The organism is Kitasatospora cinereorecta (assembly GCF_024172095.1).
Lineage (GTDB): Bacteria > Actinomycetota > Actinomycetes > Streptomycetales > Streptomycetaceae > Kitasatospora > Kitasatospora cinereorecta.
Genome location: NZ_JAMZDX010000002.1, coordinates 558,615 through 575,262, shown reverse-complemented (window position 1 = coordinate 575,262; position 16,648 = coordinate 558,615). Strand labels below are relative to the sequence as shown.

Genomic DNA, 16,648 nt, shown 5'->3' with positions numbered 1-16,648 from the left:
CGCGCCTACCGCGCGTGACCGCCCGCTGGGAAGCCCGCCGGGGACGTCAGTACATGAAGTCCGGGATCGCGGCGGGCAGGATAAATCGGAACTGAGCACCGCCGCCGGGCGCCCGGCTGATCCGGATCGCGCCGCCGTGGGCCTCCACGATGCCCTTGACGATATAGAGGCCGAGGCCGGTGCCGCCGCGCTTGGAGCCGCGCCAGAAGCGGGTGAAGACGCGCGGCATCGACTCCTCGGGGATGCCTCCGCCTTCGTCGCTCACCGTGACCGCCGTACCTTCCAGCACTCGGGGCGGGGTGCCCGTGGGCTCCCAGCCGGCCGCCTCGACCACTTCCTTGGCGGGCGCCAGTTCGATCGTGACAGTTCCCTCGCCGTGCCGCACCGCATTTTCCAGCAGGTTGGCGAGCACCTGGTCGACCTTGTCCGGGTCCGCCCACAGCTCGCCGAGCGGCTCGGCGATCCGGATGTCGAAGCGCTCGGCGGGGGTGCCCGCGGCGACCTTGCCGTCCACGTGCCGGCGGACCGCCGCGGCCAGGTCGACCCGCTGCTTGCGCAGCTCCAGCCGGCCGGCGTCGATCCGGGAGATGTCCAGCAGCTCGGCGATCAGCCGGGTGACCCGGTCCGCGTCGGCATCGACGGTCTCCAGCATCACCCGCTTCTGCCCGTCGTTGAACCGCTCCCACTTGGCCAGCAGGGTCGCGGTGAACCCCTTCACGCTGGTCAGCGGGGAGCGCAGCTCGTGCGCGACGGTGGCGATCAGCTCGGCGTGGCTGCGCTCGGTGCGCCGGCGGGCCTCGGTGCCGCGCAGCGCGACGGTGACCCGCCGCACCGGCCCGAGCGGCCGGTCCCGGAGGTAGCGGGCGCAGACCAGCACCTCGCGGCCGCCGGGCAGTAACAGGTTGCGCTCGGGCTGTCCGGTCCGGATGGCCAGGCCGCCGTACGGGTCGGTCAGCGGCCACCAGCGGCGGCCGTCCAGGTCCTCCAGCGGCAGGGCCTGCTCCAGCGGGCGGCCCAGGACCGCCTGCGGGCTCAGCCCCGTGATCCGGGCGGCCGCCCGGTTGAACACCGTCACCCGGCCCTGCTCGTCGGCGACGACCAGGCCGTCCGGCAGGTCGTCCGGGTCGAGCTCGGCCCGACTGCTGCCGCCCATCGCTGTCCTCCCCGGCGCTTCTCCCCGCCCCAGACCCTAGCGCTACTGGCCCTTCGCGCGACACCCTCCGGGAGAGCGCTGGGCGCGGGCGGAGGCGTAGAGGCACACGGCGGCGGCCGTGGCGAGGTTGAGACTCTCGGCATGCCCGTGGATGGGGACGCGCACCACCTCGTCGGCCAGTGCGCGGGTCTCCTCCGGCAGACCCCACGCCTCGTTCCCGAACACCCATGCGCCGGGCGCGCCGAGGGTGCCCTCGTCGAGCTCCTGGTCCAAGTCGCGCTCCCCCGCGCCGTCGGCGGCGAGCACCCGTACCCCGGCCTCGCGCAGCCGGGCGACAGCCTCCTCGATCGGCACCCCGGTGGCGAACGGCAGGTGGAACAGGCTGCCGACGGAGGCCCGGACGGCCTTCGGGTTGTACGGGTCGACCGAGGCGTCGGTGAGGATCACCGCGTCCGCGCCGGCCGCGTCGGCGGTGCGCAGCACGGTGCCCGCGTTCCCGGGGTCGCGGACGTGCGCCAGCACGGCGACCAGCTGCGGGCGGGCCCGCAGCACCTCCTCGAACGGGGTGTCGATGAAGCGGCAGAGCGCCACGATGCCCTGCGGGGTCACGGTGTCGCAGATCTCGGCGATCACCTCGTCGGTGGCGGTGAGCACCGGCAGGCCGGCCTCCCGCGCGTCCGCGACGATCGCGGCGTGCCGCTCGGCGGCGTCCTGGGTGAGGTAGATCTCCACCACGGCGTGCTCGCTCGAGCCCGGTGCCCGGCCGTACGCCACCGCCTCCCGGACGGCCTGCGGGCCCTCGGCGAGGAAACGGCGCTCCTTGCTCCGCTGGTTGCGCCGGGCCAGCTTGCGGGCGGCGACCACGCGCGGCGAGCGGACGGAGGTGAGCAGGGGGGTGTCGGTGCTCTGCATGGTCTCGTTCTCTGAAGGGGCCGCAGCGGCCTGAATGCGGCTCGGACCCGCAGGCACTGGCACCTGCGGGTCCGAGAAGCTCAACTGACGCGTTGCCTGGATCAGGCGGCGACCTTGGGCGCGTTGACGTCCTCCGGCAGCGCCTTCTTCGCGACCTCGACGAGGGCGGCGAAGGTGGCGGCGTCGTTGACCGCGAGCTCGGCGAGCATCTTGCGGTCGATCTCGACGCCGGCGGCCTTCAGGCCCTGCACGAAGCGGTTGTAGGTCATGCCGTTGGCGCGGGCCGCAGCGTTGATGCGCTGGATCCACAGCTGACGGAAGTCGCCCTTGCGCTTCTTGCGGTCGTTGAAGTTGTAGACGAGCGAGTGGGTGACCTGCTCCTTGGCCTTGCGGTAAAGGCGGGAGCGCTGGCCGCGGTAACCGCTGGCCCGCTCGAGGATGACCCGGCGCTTCTTGTGGGCGTTGACTGCCCGCTTGACGCGTGCCACTTGATTACTCCTTGGTTCCGGACCGTGGGTCGTGCCGGCGGTCCGTTATTCGATTCGGTCGGTAAGGATCAGCTGGTCCCGCGGCGGGGCCGCGGGCGGGCGATCACTTGCCGAGAAGCTTCTTGATCTTCTTGGCGTCGCCGGGGGCCATCTCGGCGTTGCCGGCCAGCTTGCGGGTCAGCGTCGAGGGCTTGTGCTCGAGCAGGTGGCGACGGCCGGCGCGCTCGCGGAGCACCTTCCCGGAGCCAGTGATCTTGAAGCGCTTGCTGGCGCCGCTGTGCGTCTTCTGCTTCGGCATGTCGCCGTTTCTCCTCGTCGGTCCGTTCCGGCCCGCACCCCGGGGTGCGGGCCGGAACCGGTGTTGATCTCGGTCGCCGGGGCGGGTGCCCCGGTACCACGTGGCCGATCCGCTCGGATCCGCCGTGAGCCCGCAGGCTCAGACGTCCTGAGCGGCCTCGGCCGGCTGCTCGACCTCGGCGGCCTCGGCGGCCTCGGGGGCCTCCGGCGCCTCGGCGGTCTCGGTCGCCTCGACGGTCTCGGCCGCCTCGACGGCCTCCTCCGACTCCTCGGCGTCCGCGACAGCGGTGCGGCCCTGGCGCTCGGCCTTGCGGGCGTCCGCGATGGCGCGGGCCTCGGCCATTGCCTCGGTCTTCTTCTTGTGCGGGCCAAGAACCATGATCATGTTCCGGCCGTCCTGCTTGGCGGAGGACTCGACGAAGCCGAGCTCCTGGACGTCGTCCGCGAGCCGCTGCAGCAGTCGGAAGCCCAGCTCGGGGCGGGACTGCTCACGACCGCGGAACATGATCGTGATCTTGACCTTGTCGCCCTGCTTGAGGAACCGGACGACGTGACCCTTCTTGGTGTCATAGTCGTGCGGGTCGATCTTCGGCCGGAGCTTCATCTCCTTGATGACCGTGTGCGCCTGGTTCTTGCGCGCCTCACGGGCCTTCATCGCCGACTCGTACTTGAACTTGCCGTAGTCCATGAGCTTGCACACGGGCGGCCTGGCGGTCGCCGCGACCTCGACCAGGTCGAGGTCGTACTCCTGGGCAAGCTCCAGCGCCTTCGCGAGCGGGACGATGCCGACCTGCTCGCCGCTGGGACCGACGAGTCGCACCTCGGGGACGCGAATCCGGTCGTTGATGCGGGGCTCGGTGCTGATGGGGCCTCCTCGGTTGCACCTTCTTCGTTGCGACCGTCGGGCGGCGGTCGCACGTAGTGGTTTCGACCACTGGGCGGGGCTTCATTCATGCTCCGCTGCCACTGTCCTCGGACAGAGGCACCGAACGCACGAAAAAAGCCCCGCACGGTACAGGCGGGGCTCCACGATTCCGGGATGTCCTCACGGACACCACTGGCGACCGGCATCCTTGCGGCGCCTGTCGCGGACCGGACCCGTCGACCCGGAGGTCGATCGGGTGGGAGACTGTCGCGGTTGCCCTCTCGGGCCTCCTGGGTGGAGCCTCCACTTGCTGGCCGGGTCTCCGTTACGGATTCCTGGCCGGTCAGTCTCGAATCATAGCAGCGTTCCGGGGGCCACCGGTATTCCGGGCCCGGCGAGCCGCCCTTGTACCCTCCCTGTGTACGCAGTCGGCACGACGGAGTGAGCCCACCTTGACCAGCCAGCCCGAGAACACTGACGAGGCCCTCGGCTTCGACGACCTGACCCGCGACATCGCGGAGGTCCCGGCCGTCGAGGTGATCACCACCGTGGCGGTGCACCTGATGAGCGCCGCGGCCGTCAAGTGCGGGCTCGCCGAGGGCGGCGAGGCCGACAAGGACCTCGACGAGGCCCGCAAGCTGATCACCGCTCTGGCCGGGCTGGTCACCGCCGGTGCGCCGGAGATCTCCAACTTCCACGCCGCGCCGCTGCGGGACGGGCTGCGCTCGCTGCAGCTCGCGTTCCGCGAGGCGTCGCTGGTGCCGGACGCGCCGGGGGCGGGGCCGGGCGAGAAGTTCACGGGGCCCGTGTACTCGTAAGTTTTTTCAGGGGCGCGGGGAACTGCGCGACCAGCCATCGCTCTACCTGAGTGCATGGCTGGGCGCGCAGTTCCCCGCGCCCCTTTTGGGTTCACCTCACTTGGAAAGGCTCGCCCGCCAAGGGCTCGCGGGGGCGGCGCCGGCAGGCTTTTCAGGGGCGCGAGGAACTGCGCGACCAGCCCATCGCTCTACCTGAGCCTTCGGCTGGCGCGCAGTTCTCCCCCAGCCTTCGGCCGGGAGGTGCCCCCACGCGCCCCTGTTTTCACGTCAGCGTGAATAGAAGGGCTCGCCCGGCAGGGGCTCGCGGAGGACGGCGAGTTGAAGGCCGCGGTCGAGGCGGACGCGGAGGGTGGGGTCGCCGGTGAGGGCGGTGACCAGCTCGCGGGGGTCGGCGTCGGCGTCGAGCAGGACGGCGAGGGTGCCGTCGGCGTCGGTGGCGGGGACCAGGTGGGCGGCGACCACGGCGGGCTGGGCGGCGAGCAGGGCGCGGACGGCGTCCCGGACGTCGGGGTCCTCCAGCGGCGGCAGGTAGGGCCGGTTCTCGGCGAGGGCGCGCAGCCGGGCGCCGCTCAGCCGGTACGCGACCGGGCCGGCCGGGTCGACCAGCAGGGTGTCGGCCTGCTCGGAGTAGGCGACCATTGCGGCCTGCGGCGCGGCCACCGGGGCGGGGCGGGCGTCCGCGCGCCAGCGGGCCATCGCGTCCAGCGAGGTGAAGGCCGGCAGCGCGCGGCGACCGTCGGCGGCCTGGACCACCGGGACGGCCATGTCGCTGGTCTTCTCGTGCTTGTGGCCGTGGGCATCGATCTCCACCTCCCCGAGCAGCGCCACGATCGGCACCATCAGCCGGCTGGGCCGCAGCGCGGCCAGCACGTCGGGCTCGGTGGCGGGGTCGGCGGCCCAGGCGGCCAGGGCGGCGGCGAGTCGGGGATCGGCGGTGCCGTCGTCCTCGGCGAATCCGGGGTTCGGAATGTTCTTGCGCTCCACCCCGTGAGCGTATGCCACCGAACGGCGGCGGCTCCCCCGGCCTCGCGCGACACCTCTACCCACCGGTAGCGCGATGTGGCAGTCTGCGCGCATGGCCCTGGATCTCGCGCCGGTTCTCGGCGCCACCGCCTCCGACCGCGCCCGCTACGACCGGGCCACCGCGCACCTGGACGCCCCGCTGGCCATCGTCGACCTGGCGGCGTTCGACGCCAACGCGGCCGATCTGGTCCGCCGGGCGGCGGGGAAGCCGATCCGGGTGGCCAGCAAGTCGGTGCGCTGCCGGGCGCTGCTGGAGCGGGTGCTGGCGACGGACGGTTTCGCCGGGATCATGAGCTTCACCCTGGCCGAGTCGATCTGGCTGGTCCGCTCGGGCTTCCGGGACGTCCTGCTGGCGTACCCGTCGGCCGACCGGGCCGGCTTCGCCGAGCTCACGGCCGACCCCGAACTGGCCGCCGCGATCACGGTCCTGGTGGACGACCCGGCGCAGCTGGAGCTGATCGACGCGGCCCGCGAGGGCTCCGCCGAGGTGCGGGTCTGCCTGGAGCTGGACACCGCGCTGCACCTGCTGGGCGGCCGGGTCCGGGTGGGCGCCCGCCGTTCGCCGCTGCGCACGCCCGAGGCGGTCGGCGCGCTGGCCGAGCACGTGCAGCGTCGCCGCGGCTTCCGGGTGGTCGGGCTGATGGCGTACGAGGGGCACATCGCCGGGGTCGGCGACACGGTGAAGGGGCGGCCGCTGCGTTCGGCGGCGATCCGGCTGATGCAGGCGAAGGCCCGGGCCGAGCTGGCCGAGCGGCGGGCCGCGGTGGTGCGGCGGCTGCGGCAGGTGACCGAGCTGGAGTTCGTCAACGGCGGTGGCACCGGCAGCGTGGAGTCCACGGTGGCGGAGGCGGCGGTGACCGAGGTGGCGGCCGGCTCCGGGCTGTACGTGCCCCGGCTGTTCGACAACTACCGCTCGTTCCGGGGGCGTCCGGCGGCGCTGTTCGCCCAGCCGGTGGTGCGGCGGCCCGGGGTGGGCGTGGTGACGGTGCTCGGCGGCGGCTACCCGGCCTCCGGCGCGGCGGGGCCCGACCGCTCCCCCGTCCCGTACCTGCCGGAGGGGCTGTCGTACGACCCGCAGGAGGGCGCCGGCGAGGTGCAGACGCCGCTGCTGGGCTCGGCGGCGGACGACCTGCTGATCGGCGACCGGGTGTGGTTCCGGCACGCCAAGGCGGGCGAGCTGTGCGAGCGCTTCGCGGAGCTGCACCTGATCGAGGGCGACCGGGTGGTGGACACCGTCCCCACCTACCGCGGCGAGGGCCGGACCTTCCTGTAGCGGTCGGTCCGGCCCTCGGCCGTGCGGGGAGCGACGGGAGGTCAGGTCCGGGTGCCGCCGGCGGAGCCCTGCGGGCCGCCCTGGTAGTCGGTGATGCCCTTGACGATGGTGTCCATCTGGTCCACGTTCGGCGCCTTGTCGGCGATGTCGAAGCCGAGGTGGATGGAGACCAGCGCCTTGCCGTCGGCGGTCGGGAAGACCACCGACTCGACGTAGCCGTTGTTGCCCTGTGGGGCGTCGACCTTCCAGCGGACCAGGTAGCCGTCGCGGCCGTCGACCTTGACCGCCTCGGACTTCAGCTCCTCGTGCGACTTGATGTCGCCGTAGGACTCCTTGGCGGCCGTGGCGATGTCGCTCTGGGCGGCCTGCTTGGCGTCGGTGCCGTCGATCCGGCCGGTGACCGCGCCGCCCAGGGTGCAGCCGTCCTTGCCGTCGGCGCAGGTGTAGGCGCCGATGGAGAGGGCCGCGTAGCCCTTGGTGGTGGTGCCGCCGTCCCAGCCGGACGGGACCGGCAGGCTGATGCCGTTGACCGCGTCTACCGCCTGGTCGCTGGGCGGCGCCTGGCCGTTGCCCCGGCCCTTGCCGGTGCCCCCGCCCAGGCCGCCCAGGCCGCCGCCCAGGCCTCCCAGGCCGCCGCCGGGCCCGTTCTGGCCGTTCTGACCGCCCCGGCCGCCCTGGCCGTCCTGGCTGCCCGGGCCGCCGTAGCCCTGGCCCGGGCCGGGTCGGCCGGTGCGCTGGTGGGCGGAGGCCGAGTCGCTGCGGCCGTCCATCGCCAGGTAGGTGATCCCCGAGCCGACGGCGAGGCCCAGCAGGGCGGAGACGGTGGCGGCGATCAGCACCGGCTTGGACGGCCGGCGGGCCGGCTTCGGCGGCACCGGTTCGCCGAGGGTCGGGTACTCGGGGTAGCGGACCGCGGTGCCGCTGTCGTCGAGCACCGTGCCCTCCAGCACCGCGGTGTCCTCGGTGTCCGCGGCCGTGCCCTCGCCGGCCGACGCGGCGTCGCCGGCGCCGGCCGGTCGGGTGGTCGCGGTCCAGCCCTTGCCGTCCCACCAGCGCTCCGGCCGGGGGTGGCTGGTGGTGTCCTTCGGGTCCGGGTACCACCCGGCGGGAATCTGCTCGGTCACGTCAAAAAATGTAAGGGCGCGCGGATAAACGCGAAATCAGCGCGGGCCCCGAAACGGGGTTCGGGCGATGAGATTCCCATGAGAATCCCATCGGGGGAACCCGGTCGGTGGTCGCCCCGCCGAACCGGCAGAATGCGCGCCATGACCCCTCGCCCTGTCATCGGCATCTCCACCTTCCTCAGCGACGCCACCTGGGGCCGCTGGGAGCGCAAACCCTCCGTGATCCTCCCCGAGCGGTACCCGGCCATGGTCCGCGCCTGCGGCGGCATCGCCGTCCTGCTGCCGCCGGACTCCCCCGACTGTGCCGCCGAGGCCGTCGGCCGCCTCGACGGCCTGATCATCGCCGGCGGCGAGGACGTCGACCCGGCCCTGTACGGGGCGCCCGCGCACCCGCTGACCGTGGCCAACGCCCCCGAGCGGGACGCCTGGGAAGCCGCCCTGCTCCGCGCCGCGCTCACCGCCGGCACGCCGGTGCTGGGGATCTGCCGCGGCATGCAGCTGCTCAACGTGGTGCTCGGCGGCACGCTGGTGCAGCACCTGCCGGACGTGGTCGGCCACGAGGGCCACATCGGCGCCCCCGGCACGTACGGGCGGCACGCGGTGCGGCCGGTGCCGGGCACCCTGCTGGGCGGGTTGCTCCCGGAGGAGTCGCTGGTGGTGCCGACCTTCCACCACCAGGCGGTGGAGCGGCTCGGCGAGGGCCTGCTGGTCGCCGCGTACGCCGAGGACGGCACCGTGGAGGCGGTCGAGGGCGCGGGCTTCACCCTCGGCGTCCAGTGGCACCCCGAGCAGGGCGAGGACCACCGGGTCACCGCCGCCCTGGTCCGGGCCTCCGCCCTGGTCCGCGAGACCGCTCTGGTCACCGCGGACTGACCGGCGGCCGCGGTCACGGCCCGCTACCGCGGCTCCCGGGCAGCGGACACCGCGAGTGCCGGACACCCGAGTGCCCGACGCCCGAATACTCAGGGCAGCGGCAGGCCGGCCGTGACCGCGAGGGCGCCGAGGGCGCCGGCGGCGAGCAGGCAGGGGACGACGCCGCGGCGCAGGGCGAGCAGCCAGAGCAGGGCGAGCGTCAGCACCCCCGCCTGCCACCAGGCGTGCAGGGCGAGGCCGAGCGGGATCGCGGAACCGGCGATGGCCCCGATCACGGCCGGGCCGGCGCCGGTGAGGAAGTCCTGCACCCGCCCGTCGGCCCGCAGCCGGTCGAAGTGCGCCGCGCCGAACAGTACGAACAGGAAGGACGGCGCGAACGCCACCGCCGACGCCAGCAGCCCGCCGGCCACGCCTGCGGAGGCGTACCCGACCACGGCCACCGTCTGCACCACCGGGCCCGGGGTGACCTGGCCGAGCGCGACGGCGTTCAGGAACTGGGCGTCGGTCATCCAGTGGTAGCGCTGCACCGCGTCGTGCTGCATCAGCGGGATGATCACGAATCCGCCGCCGTACGACAGCGCGCCGACCTTGAACGCCACCCAGGCGAGCGCGCCGAGCCCGCCCACCGCCGAGGCGGCCGGGAGCAGGAGCGGCAGCAGTCCGCCCGGCCGGCCCGGCCCGCCGTCGCCCGATCGGCGGACGGCGATCTCGGTGATTCCGGTGGCGACCAGGAGCAGCACCAGCCACGGCCCGGTGAGCAGCGCGGCGAGTGCCCCGGCGAGCAGGTAGCCGTACCAGCGGAGCCGGCCTGCGCCACCGCCGGCTCGCTGCCGACTGGCGGGGACCAGCGCGGTGGCGGCCTGCAGCGCGACCGCCGGGACGGCCGCCCCGGCGCCGGCCGCCGCGCCGAGCACCCAGTGGGGCGGGTCGCCGGCCAGGAAGAGCGCCGACAGCAGCAGGATCAGCGCCAGCCCGGGAGCGATGAAGCTGACGCCGCCGACCAGGGCGCCGGCCGGGCCGCGCAGCCGCCAGGCGGTGAAGATCGCCAGCTGGGTGGAGGCCGGGCCGGGCAGCAGGTTGGTGGCGGCGATGCCGTCCTCGAACTCGGCGGCGCCCAGCCAGCCGCGCCGCTCCACGCAGAGCCGGCGCAGCAGCAGGATGTGCGCGGGCGGACCGCCGAAACCGACGACCCCGATCCGGCCCCACTCCCGGGCGATGGTGCCCAGTCCGACCCGCTCGTCCATCGACCCTCTCCCGTGCCGAACCCGCGTGACCCGCGTGACCCGCGTGACCGGCGCAGACCCTATCGGAGCAAGGTGTCACTCCTGGGGACGACAACCGTCACCAGTGCAGCCTTTGGATCTTCGTCCGATCTGCGGTTCACTTCGGGTGCGGAGCGGACTCACCACCGGGAGGAAGCGCGATGGCCCAGCACGCCGACCACGACCACGGACCCGACGGCCACGACCACGCCGACCACGGCGAGCACGGCCACGGGCACGGCGGGCACGGCCACGGCGGGCACGGCGGGCATTCGCACGGGGTCGCCGCCGACGCGGACCGCCGCTGGCTGCTCAGCGCGCTGGCGCTGATCACCGCCTTCATGGCCGGCGAGGTCGTGGTGGGCTTCGCCGCCCAGTCGCTGGCCCTGATCTCGGACGCCGCGCACATGCTCACCGACGCCGCCTCGATCGTGCTGGCGCTGGTCGCGATGCGGCTGGCCGCCCGGCCGGCCCGCGGCGGCTACACGTACGGGCTCAAGCGGGCCGAGATCCTCTCCGCGCAGGCCAACGGTGTCACCCTGCTGGTGCTCTCCGCCTGGCTGGCGTACGAGGCGGTGCAGCGGCTGATCAACCCGCCGGACGTGACCGGTTCGCTGGTGCTGATCACCGCGATGGTCGGGATCGTGGTCAACGTGGCCGCCACCTGGTGCATGTCCAAGGCCAACCGGACATCGCTCAACGTCGAGGGCGCCTTCCAGCACGTGCTCACCGACCTGTACGCGTTCATCGCCACCGCGATCGCCGGCCTGATCGTGCTGACCACGGGCTTCCGGCAGGCCGACGCGATCGCCTCGCTGATCGTGGTGGCGCTGATGCTCCGGGCCGGGATCGGCCTGGTCCGGGACTCGGCGCGAATCTTCCTCGAGGCCGCCCCGGCCGGCATCGACCCGGACGCGGTCGCCGACCGGCTGGTCGCCGCACCGCTGGTCGAGGAGATCCACGACCTGCACATCTGGGAGATCACCTCCGGTCAGCCGGCGCTCTCGGCGCACATCCTGGTCACCCCCGGCGGCGACTGCCACGCCGTCCGCCGGGACCTCCAGCGGCAGCTGCGCGAGCAGTACCGGATCAGCCACTCCACCCTGCAGGTCGACCACGTGGGCGAGGAGGAGTCCTCCGGGCTGCTGCAGATCGCCCGCCTCGGTCCGGACGGCGGGCTGCTGGACGGCGGCCCGCTCCCCGGCGGGTCCGACGACGACCGCGACCACTGCGCCGACGCGCACGGCCCGGTCCACCGCGCCGGACCGCACCAGCACTGAGGAGTTGTCGGCGCGGTAGGGCATGATTCGGAGCGTGACCGCTCCGCGACTGATGCTGCTCGACACCGCCAGCCTCTACTTCCGCGCCTACTTCGGCGTGCCGGAGTCGATGAAGTCCCCCGACGGGCAGCCCGTCAACGCCGTGCGCGGCCTGCTCGACTTCATCACCCGCCTGGTCCAGGACCACCGGCCGGACCGGCTGGTCGCCTGCATGGACGCCGACTGGCGGCCGCAGTGGCGGGTCGACCTGATCCCCTCGTACAAGACCCACCGGCTCGCCGCGGAGGCAACCGAAGGCGAGGAGGAGATCCCGGACACCCTCGCCCCGCAGGTCCCGGTGATCGAGGCGGTGCTGGACGCGCTCGGCATCGCCCGGGTCGGCGTTCCCGGCTACGAGGCCGACGACGTGATCGGCACCCTCGCCACCGCGGCCGCCGGCCCGGTGCAGATCGTCACCGGCGACCGCGACCTGTTCCAACTGGTCGACGACGAACGCGGGGTCACCGTGCTCTACCCGGTGAAGGGCGTCGGCAGCCCGCAGGTGGTGGACAACGCCTACCTCGCCGAGAAGTACGGCGTCACCGGCGCCTCGTACGCCGACCTCGCCGCACTGCGCGGCGACGCCAGCGACGGCCTGCCCGGCGTGAAGGGCATCGGCGAGAAGACCGCCGCCCAACTGCTCCAGGCGTACGGCGACCTGGCCGGCGTCCGGGCGGCCGCCGCCGACCCCGGCTCCAAGCTCACCCCCGCCCGCCGCAAGAACCTGCTGGAGGGCGCCGCATACCTCGACGTCGCCCCGACCGTCGTCCGGGTGGCCACCGACGTCCCGCTGCCCGCCTTCGACCCCACCCTGCCCGCCGAGCCGCTCGACCCCATGACCCTCGAAGCCCTCACCACCCGCTGGGGCCTCGGCACCTCCCTCACCCGCCTCCTCGACACCCTCGCGCAGGCCGGAACCGGAGTGGCGTCCTGACGTCGGAGACGACGTGCTGCCCGCCTGCTTGCGGTCTGCCGCAGGTCTGGCCTTTCCAAGGGCAGCGGACCACTCTGGCCCGTACCCGTGCCGAACACGGCCGCGACGCGAGGAGGACCACCGAGTGACCATCGAGCTGCGCCACCACACCGACCTCACCGCCCAGGTCCACCAGGACCTGCTGGCCGTCTACGCAGACGTCCGGGCTCCATTGCTGCACCTGGCGAACTACCGCGTCGAGGCGTTCGCCGAGCGTCTCGACCGGCATGTCGGCGACCCCGGCTTCGAACTCGTCCTCGGCTACGACGGCGGCCACCCGATCGGGTACGCCTACGGCAACACCGTCGACGCCGGCGACCGGTACTGGAAGCGCATGGCCGAACCGCTGCCGGAGGGTTTCACCAACACCCCCGTGCTGGCCATCAAGGAGATCGGCGTCCGCATCCCCTGGCGCGGAACCGGCACCGCCCGCCGCATGCACGACGAACTCCTCGCCCACCGCACCGAGGACCGGGTCACCCTCATGGTCAACCCCCTCGCCGGGGACGGCAAGGTCCAGGCGGTGTACGAGTCCTGGGGCTATCGGGCCATCAACAGCCAGCCACCTTCGCCCGACTCGCCCCGGCTCGCGGTCATGGTCCGTCATCGCTGACGACTTCCGAATCGGCAGGTCCGGCCCCAGCACCGCCTCGAACCCGGGAAAGCTGCCCCCTTTGGCGTATGCGACGGCAACGCCTACTTCCGCAGGCTCCGGACGGTGGCCCGGCTGGTGGCTGAGCGCTACCTGCCCAGCCGACCCTGACGCCGGTCTCGGGAACGCACCCGGGTGGCCGGCGGCTCCCGTCGGCACGCCGCCGTCCGGGAACCGGGGGCTGGTCCCGGTGTGCGGGACCGGCCCCCGGTCGAACCCCTACCGCCGAGCCGGAGGCCTGCGTCGGCCCTGGGCGCGTCGCTGCCGTACCCGCGTCAGCCTCCTGCTGCGGGACCGGTTGTCGCGCGCCTGGCGGATGGTGATGTCGGCCCGCGGTACGTCACCGTCCGAGCTGCGTCGGATCGCCGCGATGCCGAGCTTCACCACCGCCAACAGGACCGCCACGACGATGGCGACCCAGGCCTGGCTCTCCGGAAGCTCGATGGAGAAGTCTCCGAACGAGATTGTGATCACGTGTGCCTCACCGTTGGTCATGACTGACTGACCGGAAGAGGCCCCTGGCTATGCCGCCAGGGCGATGTCCTGCCTGCTGGTCGTTCGATCCACGGCCGTCCTCCCGATCGCGTGGTCGCAGGCGCCGGACGGCGATCCAGGAGCACGCGGAACGAGGGCGACGGTGAGCCGGGTCACCCCGCAGGCACAGCCGAGCACATCGACCGGGGGTGCGCAGGCGACGGGCTCGGGCTCGGGTGCCATCGCCGGACGCTCGCCGACGCTCTGCAGCGCGGATGCCAGCAGCGCCCCGGAGTTGATCGCCGCGACGCGACGTTGGAATGCCGCCGCCGACATGCGGCCGAGCACAGCATCGAGGGCCAACCCGGCCCTGAGCACCTGCACGGCTTCTCGCAGGCGCGGGATGTCCTCGTCCGGGATCAGCTGGAGCGGCGGAATGAAGAGCCACCACAGCCTCGTGGCAAGCCTGTCCGCCAGGCTGTTCGCTGCGGTGACGAGTTCATCGAAGTCAACGTGCTCGTCGATCTGGTCCCAGTCGGCAGGAATCGAGCCGTCGGCCAGCTCCTGCTTCCAGCGCTCGATGATGATCTTCCGGCATGCGCACCAGTGCGCATCGCGCACGGGGCCGGCTCGGACAACGCCCGTGACCGTGAACTCGACCGGCCTCGGCGGGGGCTGGGACGGAGGTGCGGGCAGGGTGTCGAACAGCGACCGCCAGGGCGGATCGTCGCGACGCCGACACGTGGCGCACGACGGACCGCCCGGGGTGATCGCGCACAGGCCGAACCGTGGCGTCGTCACCCCGGGGACCCTGACGACGGCCCCCTCTGACACGCCATCAGCGTACGGCCGCGAGTAGCCGAACGGCGCCGCTGCGGCCGAACCGTGACCACCGGGTTCCGGGTGCGCCGGGCCACGCTGCCCGCCGGACCGTGATCGCGAGGATTGGAGCGGCTTGCGTATCGATACTACGAAACCGTAGTATCCGAAAGCGTGAAGTCCGAATCCGTTCCATCGGAGCAGCCCGCGCTGCTCGCGTTGCAGCGCGCGACCCATGCCACGCTGCAGCTGATCGCCGCCGAGCTGGTCGACCTCGACCTGACCGCGTCCGAGATCAATGCGCTCGCCAACCTGGCCGACGGGCGCGGCCGCACCGTGTCCGAGCTGGGCGCGGCGGTCGGCAGCCGGCCGACGACCCTGACCGGGGTGCTGGACCGGCTGGAGCGGCGCGGGCACATCACCCGCAGCAGCCGCGCCGGCGACCGGCGTTCGGTGCTGATCGAGCTGACCCCGACCGGCCGGATGACCGCCGGGACGATCCGGCAGACCCTGACCGACCTGGAGCGGCGCGCCCTCGGCGGCCTCTCCCCCGCCGAGCTGGCCGGCTTCCACGCCGCGCTGCGCGCCCTGACCGAGGCCTCCGCATGAACGACACACCCCCGCCCGCGTTCACCGAGCTGATGCGCGAGGTGATGGCCGGCGCGGAGCGCTTCGGCCACCGCCAGCACGTGCAGCTGACCTGGCTGGCGGTCCGCCGGTACGGGACGACCGCTGCGGTCGACCTGGTCGGCGAGGGCATCCGGTGCACCGCCACGAACGCCGGCGCGCCGGGCAAGTTCCACCTGACGACGACCCGCGCCTGGGTCGAGCTGGTAGGTCACCATCTGGGCGGCGAGGAGGACTTCGAGGCCTTCGCGGCCCACCACCCCGAGCTGCTCGACAAGCACCTGCTGGACCGCTTCTACCGGCCGCAGACGCTGGCCGGCAGTGCGGCGAGGACCGGCTGGGTGGAGCCCGACCTGGCGCCCTTCCCCTGGGCCTGAGGACCGGACCTGTACAGACAACCTGCCGCGAGCTGTACAGACATCCTGGCGGCTGCTGTACAGACATCTTCGCGACACGAGATCGATCGCAACTGATCCTCCCGCGTTTCCCCGCACCGTACCGGCCGGTAGCTAGGGTTCCCGTCGTCATGCCCCGGACCTGTCATGCGCAGATCCGGGTAATCGGGCTGACCCACTATCAGGAGTACCCATGCTCTCGCGCCGCACGGCCACCGCCCTCACCTCGGCAGCCGCCGCCGCGCTGCTGCTCAGCGGCACCGCGCCCTCGGCCACCGCGCAGACTCCGACCACCCTCTCGGTGTTCGCGTTCAACGTCGACCTCGGCACCCCGATCGTCGACTCCACCCAGCACGAGCAGGCTGCCCAGCGCACTCCGGTCATCGAGCAGATCGTCCGTCAGCACAGCGCCGACGTGGTGATCCTGGACGAGAACTTCAACAACACCTCGACCTCGGACATCATCAGCAAGCTCGGCGACGTCTACCCGTACCACACCCCCGTGGTCGGCCAGACCTGCTCGGGCGGCGGCTGGAACGGCATCAGCGGCAACTGCTCGAACTCGTGGTTCGTCATCAACGGCGGCACCATGATCCTGTCCAAGTACCCGATCGCCGCCCAGTACGCCCACGTCTTCTCCAACTCGACGTACGGCACCTGGGACTACCACGCCAACAAGGGCGCGGCGCTGGTCCAGATCGACAAGGGCGGCGTGAAGAGCTGGGTGGTCGGCACCCACCTCCAGGCCGACGAGGACGGCACCTCCACCGACACCACCCAGGCCACCCGGCTCGCCCAGCTCGGCGAGATCCGCAGCTGGGTCAACGGGATCGCGGGAAGCAGCGCGCCGGTCCTGATCGGCGGCGACCTCAACGTGGAGTACTTCCACGGCCAGGCCCGCGGCGACTACGCCAACGCGCAGAACGCGGCGGGCGGCGTGCTCGGCACCCCGGCCACCGACCCGGCGCAGACCTACACCACCATGGACTGCGCCGTCTCCGCGTGGTGCCAGTACATGTCGGGCGTCGAGACCTTCCCGAAGGACTACCGGGACGACCTGGACTACATCGGCTACCTGAACGCCCCGGGCCGCCCGGTGCCGACCGCGATGTCCAACGTCAAGATCGACTTCGACCCGCAGGCCGGCTGGACCACGGGCCAGGCCGACACCAAGGCGCCGAGCGACCACTACCCGGTCGAGGCGACCTTCCAGCTCAACTGATGACGTGAACCCATAAGGGGCGCGGGGAACTGCGCGACCGGCCGACCGCTCAGGTAGAGCGATGGCTGGTCGCGCAGTT

The 16,648-nt window shown here is 72.8% G+C and carries 19 protein-coding genes; 9 read left to right on the top strand and 10 right to left on the bottom strand.

What is annotated here, in order from left to right:
* Nucleotides 1-46: 46 nt before the first annotated feature.
* The 5 genes from FHR36_RS09505 to infC all read right to left on the bottom strand — a co-directional run bounded on the left by FHR36_RS09505 (nt 47) and on the right by infC (nt 3,715).
* Nucleotides 47-1,153: an ATP-binding protein gene (locus FHR36_RS09505; protein WP_253795647.1), complete on the bottom strand. Its 1,107-nt coding sequence runs from the start codon at nt 1,151-1,153 to the stop codon at nt 47-49.
* Between the two features lie 42 nt (nt 1,154-1,195).
* Nucleotides 1,196-2,065: a TrmH family RNA methyltransferase gene (locus FHR36_RS09500; protein ID WP_253795646.1), complete on the bottom strand. Its 870-nt coding sequence runs from the start codon at nt 2,063-2,065 to the stop codon at nt 1,196-1,198.
* A gap of 101 nt (nt 2,066-2,166) precedes the next feature.
* Nucleotides 2,167-2,553 (bottom strand): 50S ribosomal protein L20, encoded by a 387-nt coding sequence (rplT, locus tag FHR36_RS09495; RefSeq protein WP_253795644.1) that lies wholly within the window; start codon nt 2,551-2,553, stop codon nt 2,167-2,169.
* 103 nt (nt 2,554-2,656) lie between these two features.
* The gene (gene rpmI, locus FHR36_RS09490; protein WP_030268653.1) at nt 2,657-2,851 is read right to left on the bottom strand and encodes a 50S ribosomal protein L35; all 195 of its coding nucleotides are present in this window, start codon (nt 2,849-2,851) and stop codon (nt 2,657-2,659) included.
* Nucleotides 2,852-2,989: 138 nt separating this feature from the next.
* Nucleotides 2,990-3,715, bottom strand: a complete 726-nt coding sequence (gene infC / locus FHR36_RS09485) for a translation initiation factor IF-3 (protein ID WP_253796721.1) — start codon at nt 3,713-3,715, stop codon at nt 2,990-2,992.
* A gap of 452 nt (nt 3,716-4,167) precedes the next feature.
* Between infC and FHR36_RS09480 the strand changes: the two genes are divergently transcribed.
* Nucleotides 4,168-4,533: a DUF1844 domain-containing protein gene (locus FHR36_RS09480; protein WP_253795642.1), complete on the top strand. Its 366-nt coding sequence runs from the start codon at nt 4,168-4,170 to the stop codon at nt 4,531-4,533.
* A gap of 267 nt (nt 4,534-4,800) precedes the next feature.
* Here the strand turns inward: FHR36_RS09480 and FHR36_RS09475 are convergent, their stop codons facing one another.
* Entirely contained in the window at nt 4,801-5,517 is a 717-nt protein-coding gene (locus FHR36_RS09475) for an SseB family protein (protein WP_253795641.1), read from the bottom strand.
* Between the two features lie 91 nt (nt 5,518-5,608).
* On the opposite strand from FHR36_RS09475, the gene FHR36_RS09470 reads away from it, so the two are divergent.
* On the top strand, nt 5,609-6,829 hold the full coding sequence (locus tag FHR36_RS09470) for an alanine racemase (RefSeq protein WP_253795640.1): 1,221 nt from the start codon (nt 5,609-5,611) through the stop codon (nt 6,827-6,829).
* Nucleotides 6,830-6,870: 41 nt separating this feature from the next.
* On the opposite strand, the gene FHR36_RS09465 is transcribed toward FHR36_RS09470, so the two are convergent.
* Nucleotides 6,871-7,953, bottom strand: coding sequence for a DUF2510 domain-containing protein (locus FHR36_RS09465; protein ID WP_253795639.1), 1,083 nt, complete (start codon nt 7,951-7,953; stop codon nt 6,871-6,873).
* A gap of 141 nt (nt 7,954-8,094) precedes the next feature.
* Between FHR36_RS09465 and FHR36_RS09460 the strand changes: the two genes are divergently transcribed.
* On the top strand, nt 8,095-8,826 hold the full coding sequence (locus FHR36_RS09460; protein WP_253795638.1) for a gamma-glutamyl-gamma-aminobutyrate hydrolase family protein: 732 nt from the start codon (nt 8,095-8,097) through the stop codon (nt 8,824-8,826).
* A gap of 89 nt (nt 8,827-8,915) precedes the next feature.
* Here the strand turns inward: FHR36_RS09460 and chrA are convergent, their stop codons facing one another.
* A complete protein-coding gene (gene chrA, locus FHR36_RS09455; RefSeq protein ID WP_253795637.1) occupies nt 8,916-10,070 on the bottom strand; it encodes a chromate efflux transporter in 1,155 nt (384 codons plus the stop codon).
* Between the two features lie 179 nt (nt 10,071-10,249).
* Between chrA and FHR36_RS09450 the strand changes: the two genes are divergently transcribed.
* From FHR36_RS09450 to FHR36_RS09440, 3 genes are all read left to right on the top strand, one after another.
* A complete protein-coding gene (locus FHR36_RS09450; RefSeq protein WP_253795636.1) occupies nt 10,250-11,368 on the top strand; it encodes a cation diffusion facilitator family transporter in 1,119 nt (372 codons plus the stop codon).
* A gap of 52 nt (nt 11,369-11,420) precedes the next feature.
* Entirely contained in the window at nt 11,421-12,341 is a 921-nt protein-coding gene (locus FHR36_RS09445) for a 5'-3' exonuclease (protein ID WP_253796719.1), read from the top strand.
* A gap of 124 nt (nt 12,342-12,465) precedes the next feature.
* Complete coding sequence (locus FHR36_RS09440; protein WP_253795634.1) at nt 12,466-12,993, top strand: GNAT family N-acetyltransferase; 528 nt, start codon at nt 12,466-12,468, stop codon at nt 12,991-12,993.
* 258 nt (nt 12,994-13,251) lie between these two features.
* On the opposite strand, the gene FHR36_RS09435 is transcribed toward FHR36_RS09440, so the two are convergent.
* Together FHR36_RS09435 and FHR36_RS09430 are read right to left on the bottom strand one after the other, a co-directional pair.
* Complete coding sequence (locus FHR36_RS09435) at nt 13,252-13,506, bottom strand: hypothetical protein (protein WP_253795632.1); 255 nt, start codon at nt 13,504-13,506, stop codon at nt 13,252-13,254.
* Nucleotides 13,507-13,554: 48 nt separating this feature from the next.
* The gene (locus FHR36_RS09430; RefSeq protein ID WP_253795630.1) at nt 13,555-14,127 is read right to left on the bottom strand and encodes a hypothetical protein; all 573 of its coding nucleotides are present in this window, start codon (nt 14,125-14,127) and stop codon (nt 13,555-13,557) included.
* Between the two features lie 372 nt (nt 14,128-14,499).
* Between FHR36_RS09430 and FHR36_RS09425 the strand changes: the two genes are divergently transcribed.
* The 3 genes from FHR36_RS09425 to FHR36_RS09415 all read left to right on the top strand — a co-directional run bounded on the left by FHR36_RS09425 (nt 14,500) and on the right by FHR36_RS09415 (nt 16,569).
* Nucleotides 14,500-14,934, top strand: coding sequence for a MarR family winged helix-turn-helix transcriptional regulator (locus FHR36_RS09425; protein WP_253795629.1), 435 nt, complete (start codon nt 14,500-14,502; stop codon nt 14,932-14,934).
* Nucleotides 14,931-15,329 (top strand): hypothetical protein, encoded by a 399-nt coding sequence (locus FHR36_RS09420; RefSeq protein ID WP_253795627.1) that lies wholly within the window; start codon nt 14,931-14,933, stop codon nt 15,327-15,329. The genes FHR36_RS09425 and FHR36_RS09420 overlap by 4 nt, the downstream gene beginning before the upstream one ends.
* Before the next feature lie 211 nt (nt 15,330-15,540).
* Nucleotides 15,541-16,569, top strand: a complete 1,029-nt coding sequence (locus tag FHR36_RS09415; protein WP_253795625.1) for a sphingomyelin phosphodiesterase — start codon at nt 15,541-15,543, stop codon at nt 16,567-16,569.
* Nucleotides 16,570-16,648: the final 79 nt, after the last annotated feature.

What these genes read in the sequence shown, in the direction of transcription:
- FHR36_RS09415 (WP_253795625.1), top strand. Translation starts at nt 15,541, where the DNA reads ATGCTCTCGCGCCGCACGGCCACCGCCCTCACCTCGGCAGCCGCCGCC.
- FHR36_RS09460 (WP_253795638.1), top strand. Translation starts at nt 8,095, where the DNA reads ATGACCCCTCGCCCTGTCATCGGCATCTCCACCTTCCTCAGCGACGCC.
- chrA (WP_253795637.1), bottom strand. Translation starts at nt 10,070, where the DNA reads ATGGACGAGCGGGTCGGACTGGGCACCATCGCCCGGGAGTGGGGCCGG.
- FHR36_RS09505 (WP_253795647.1), bottom strand. Translation starts at nt 1,153, where the DNA reads ATGGGCGGCAGCAGTCGGGCCGAGCTCGACCCGGACGACCTGCCGGAC.
- FHR36_RS09470 (WP_253795640.1), top strand. Translation starts at nt 5,609, where the DNA reads ATGGCCCTGGATCTCGCGCCGGTTCTCGGCGCCACCGCCTCCGACCGC.
- FHR36_RS09420 (WP_253795627.1), top strand. Translation starts at nt 14,931, where the DNA reads ATGAACGACACACCCCCGCCCGCGTTCACCGAGCTGATGCGCGAGGTG.
- FHR36_RS09500 (WP_253795646.1), bottom strand. Translation starts at nt 2,065, where the DNA reads ATGCAGAGCACCGACACCCCCCTGCTCACCTCCGTCCGCTCGCCGCGC.
- rpmI (WP_030268653.1), bottom strand. Translation starts at nt 2,851, where the DNA reads ATGCCGAAGCAGAAGACGCACAGCGGCGCCAGCAAGCGCTTCAAGATC.
- FHR36_RS09450 (WP_253795636.1), top strand. Translation starts at nt 10,250, where the DNA reads ATGGCCCAGCACGCCGACCACGACCACGGACCCGACGGCCACGACCAC.
- FHR36_RS09445 (WP_253796719.1), top strand. Translation starts at nt 11,421, where the DNA reads ATGCTGCTCGACACCGCCAGCCTCTACTTCCGCGCCTACTTCGGCGTG.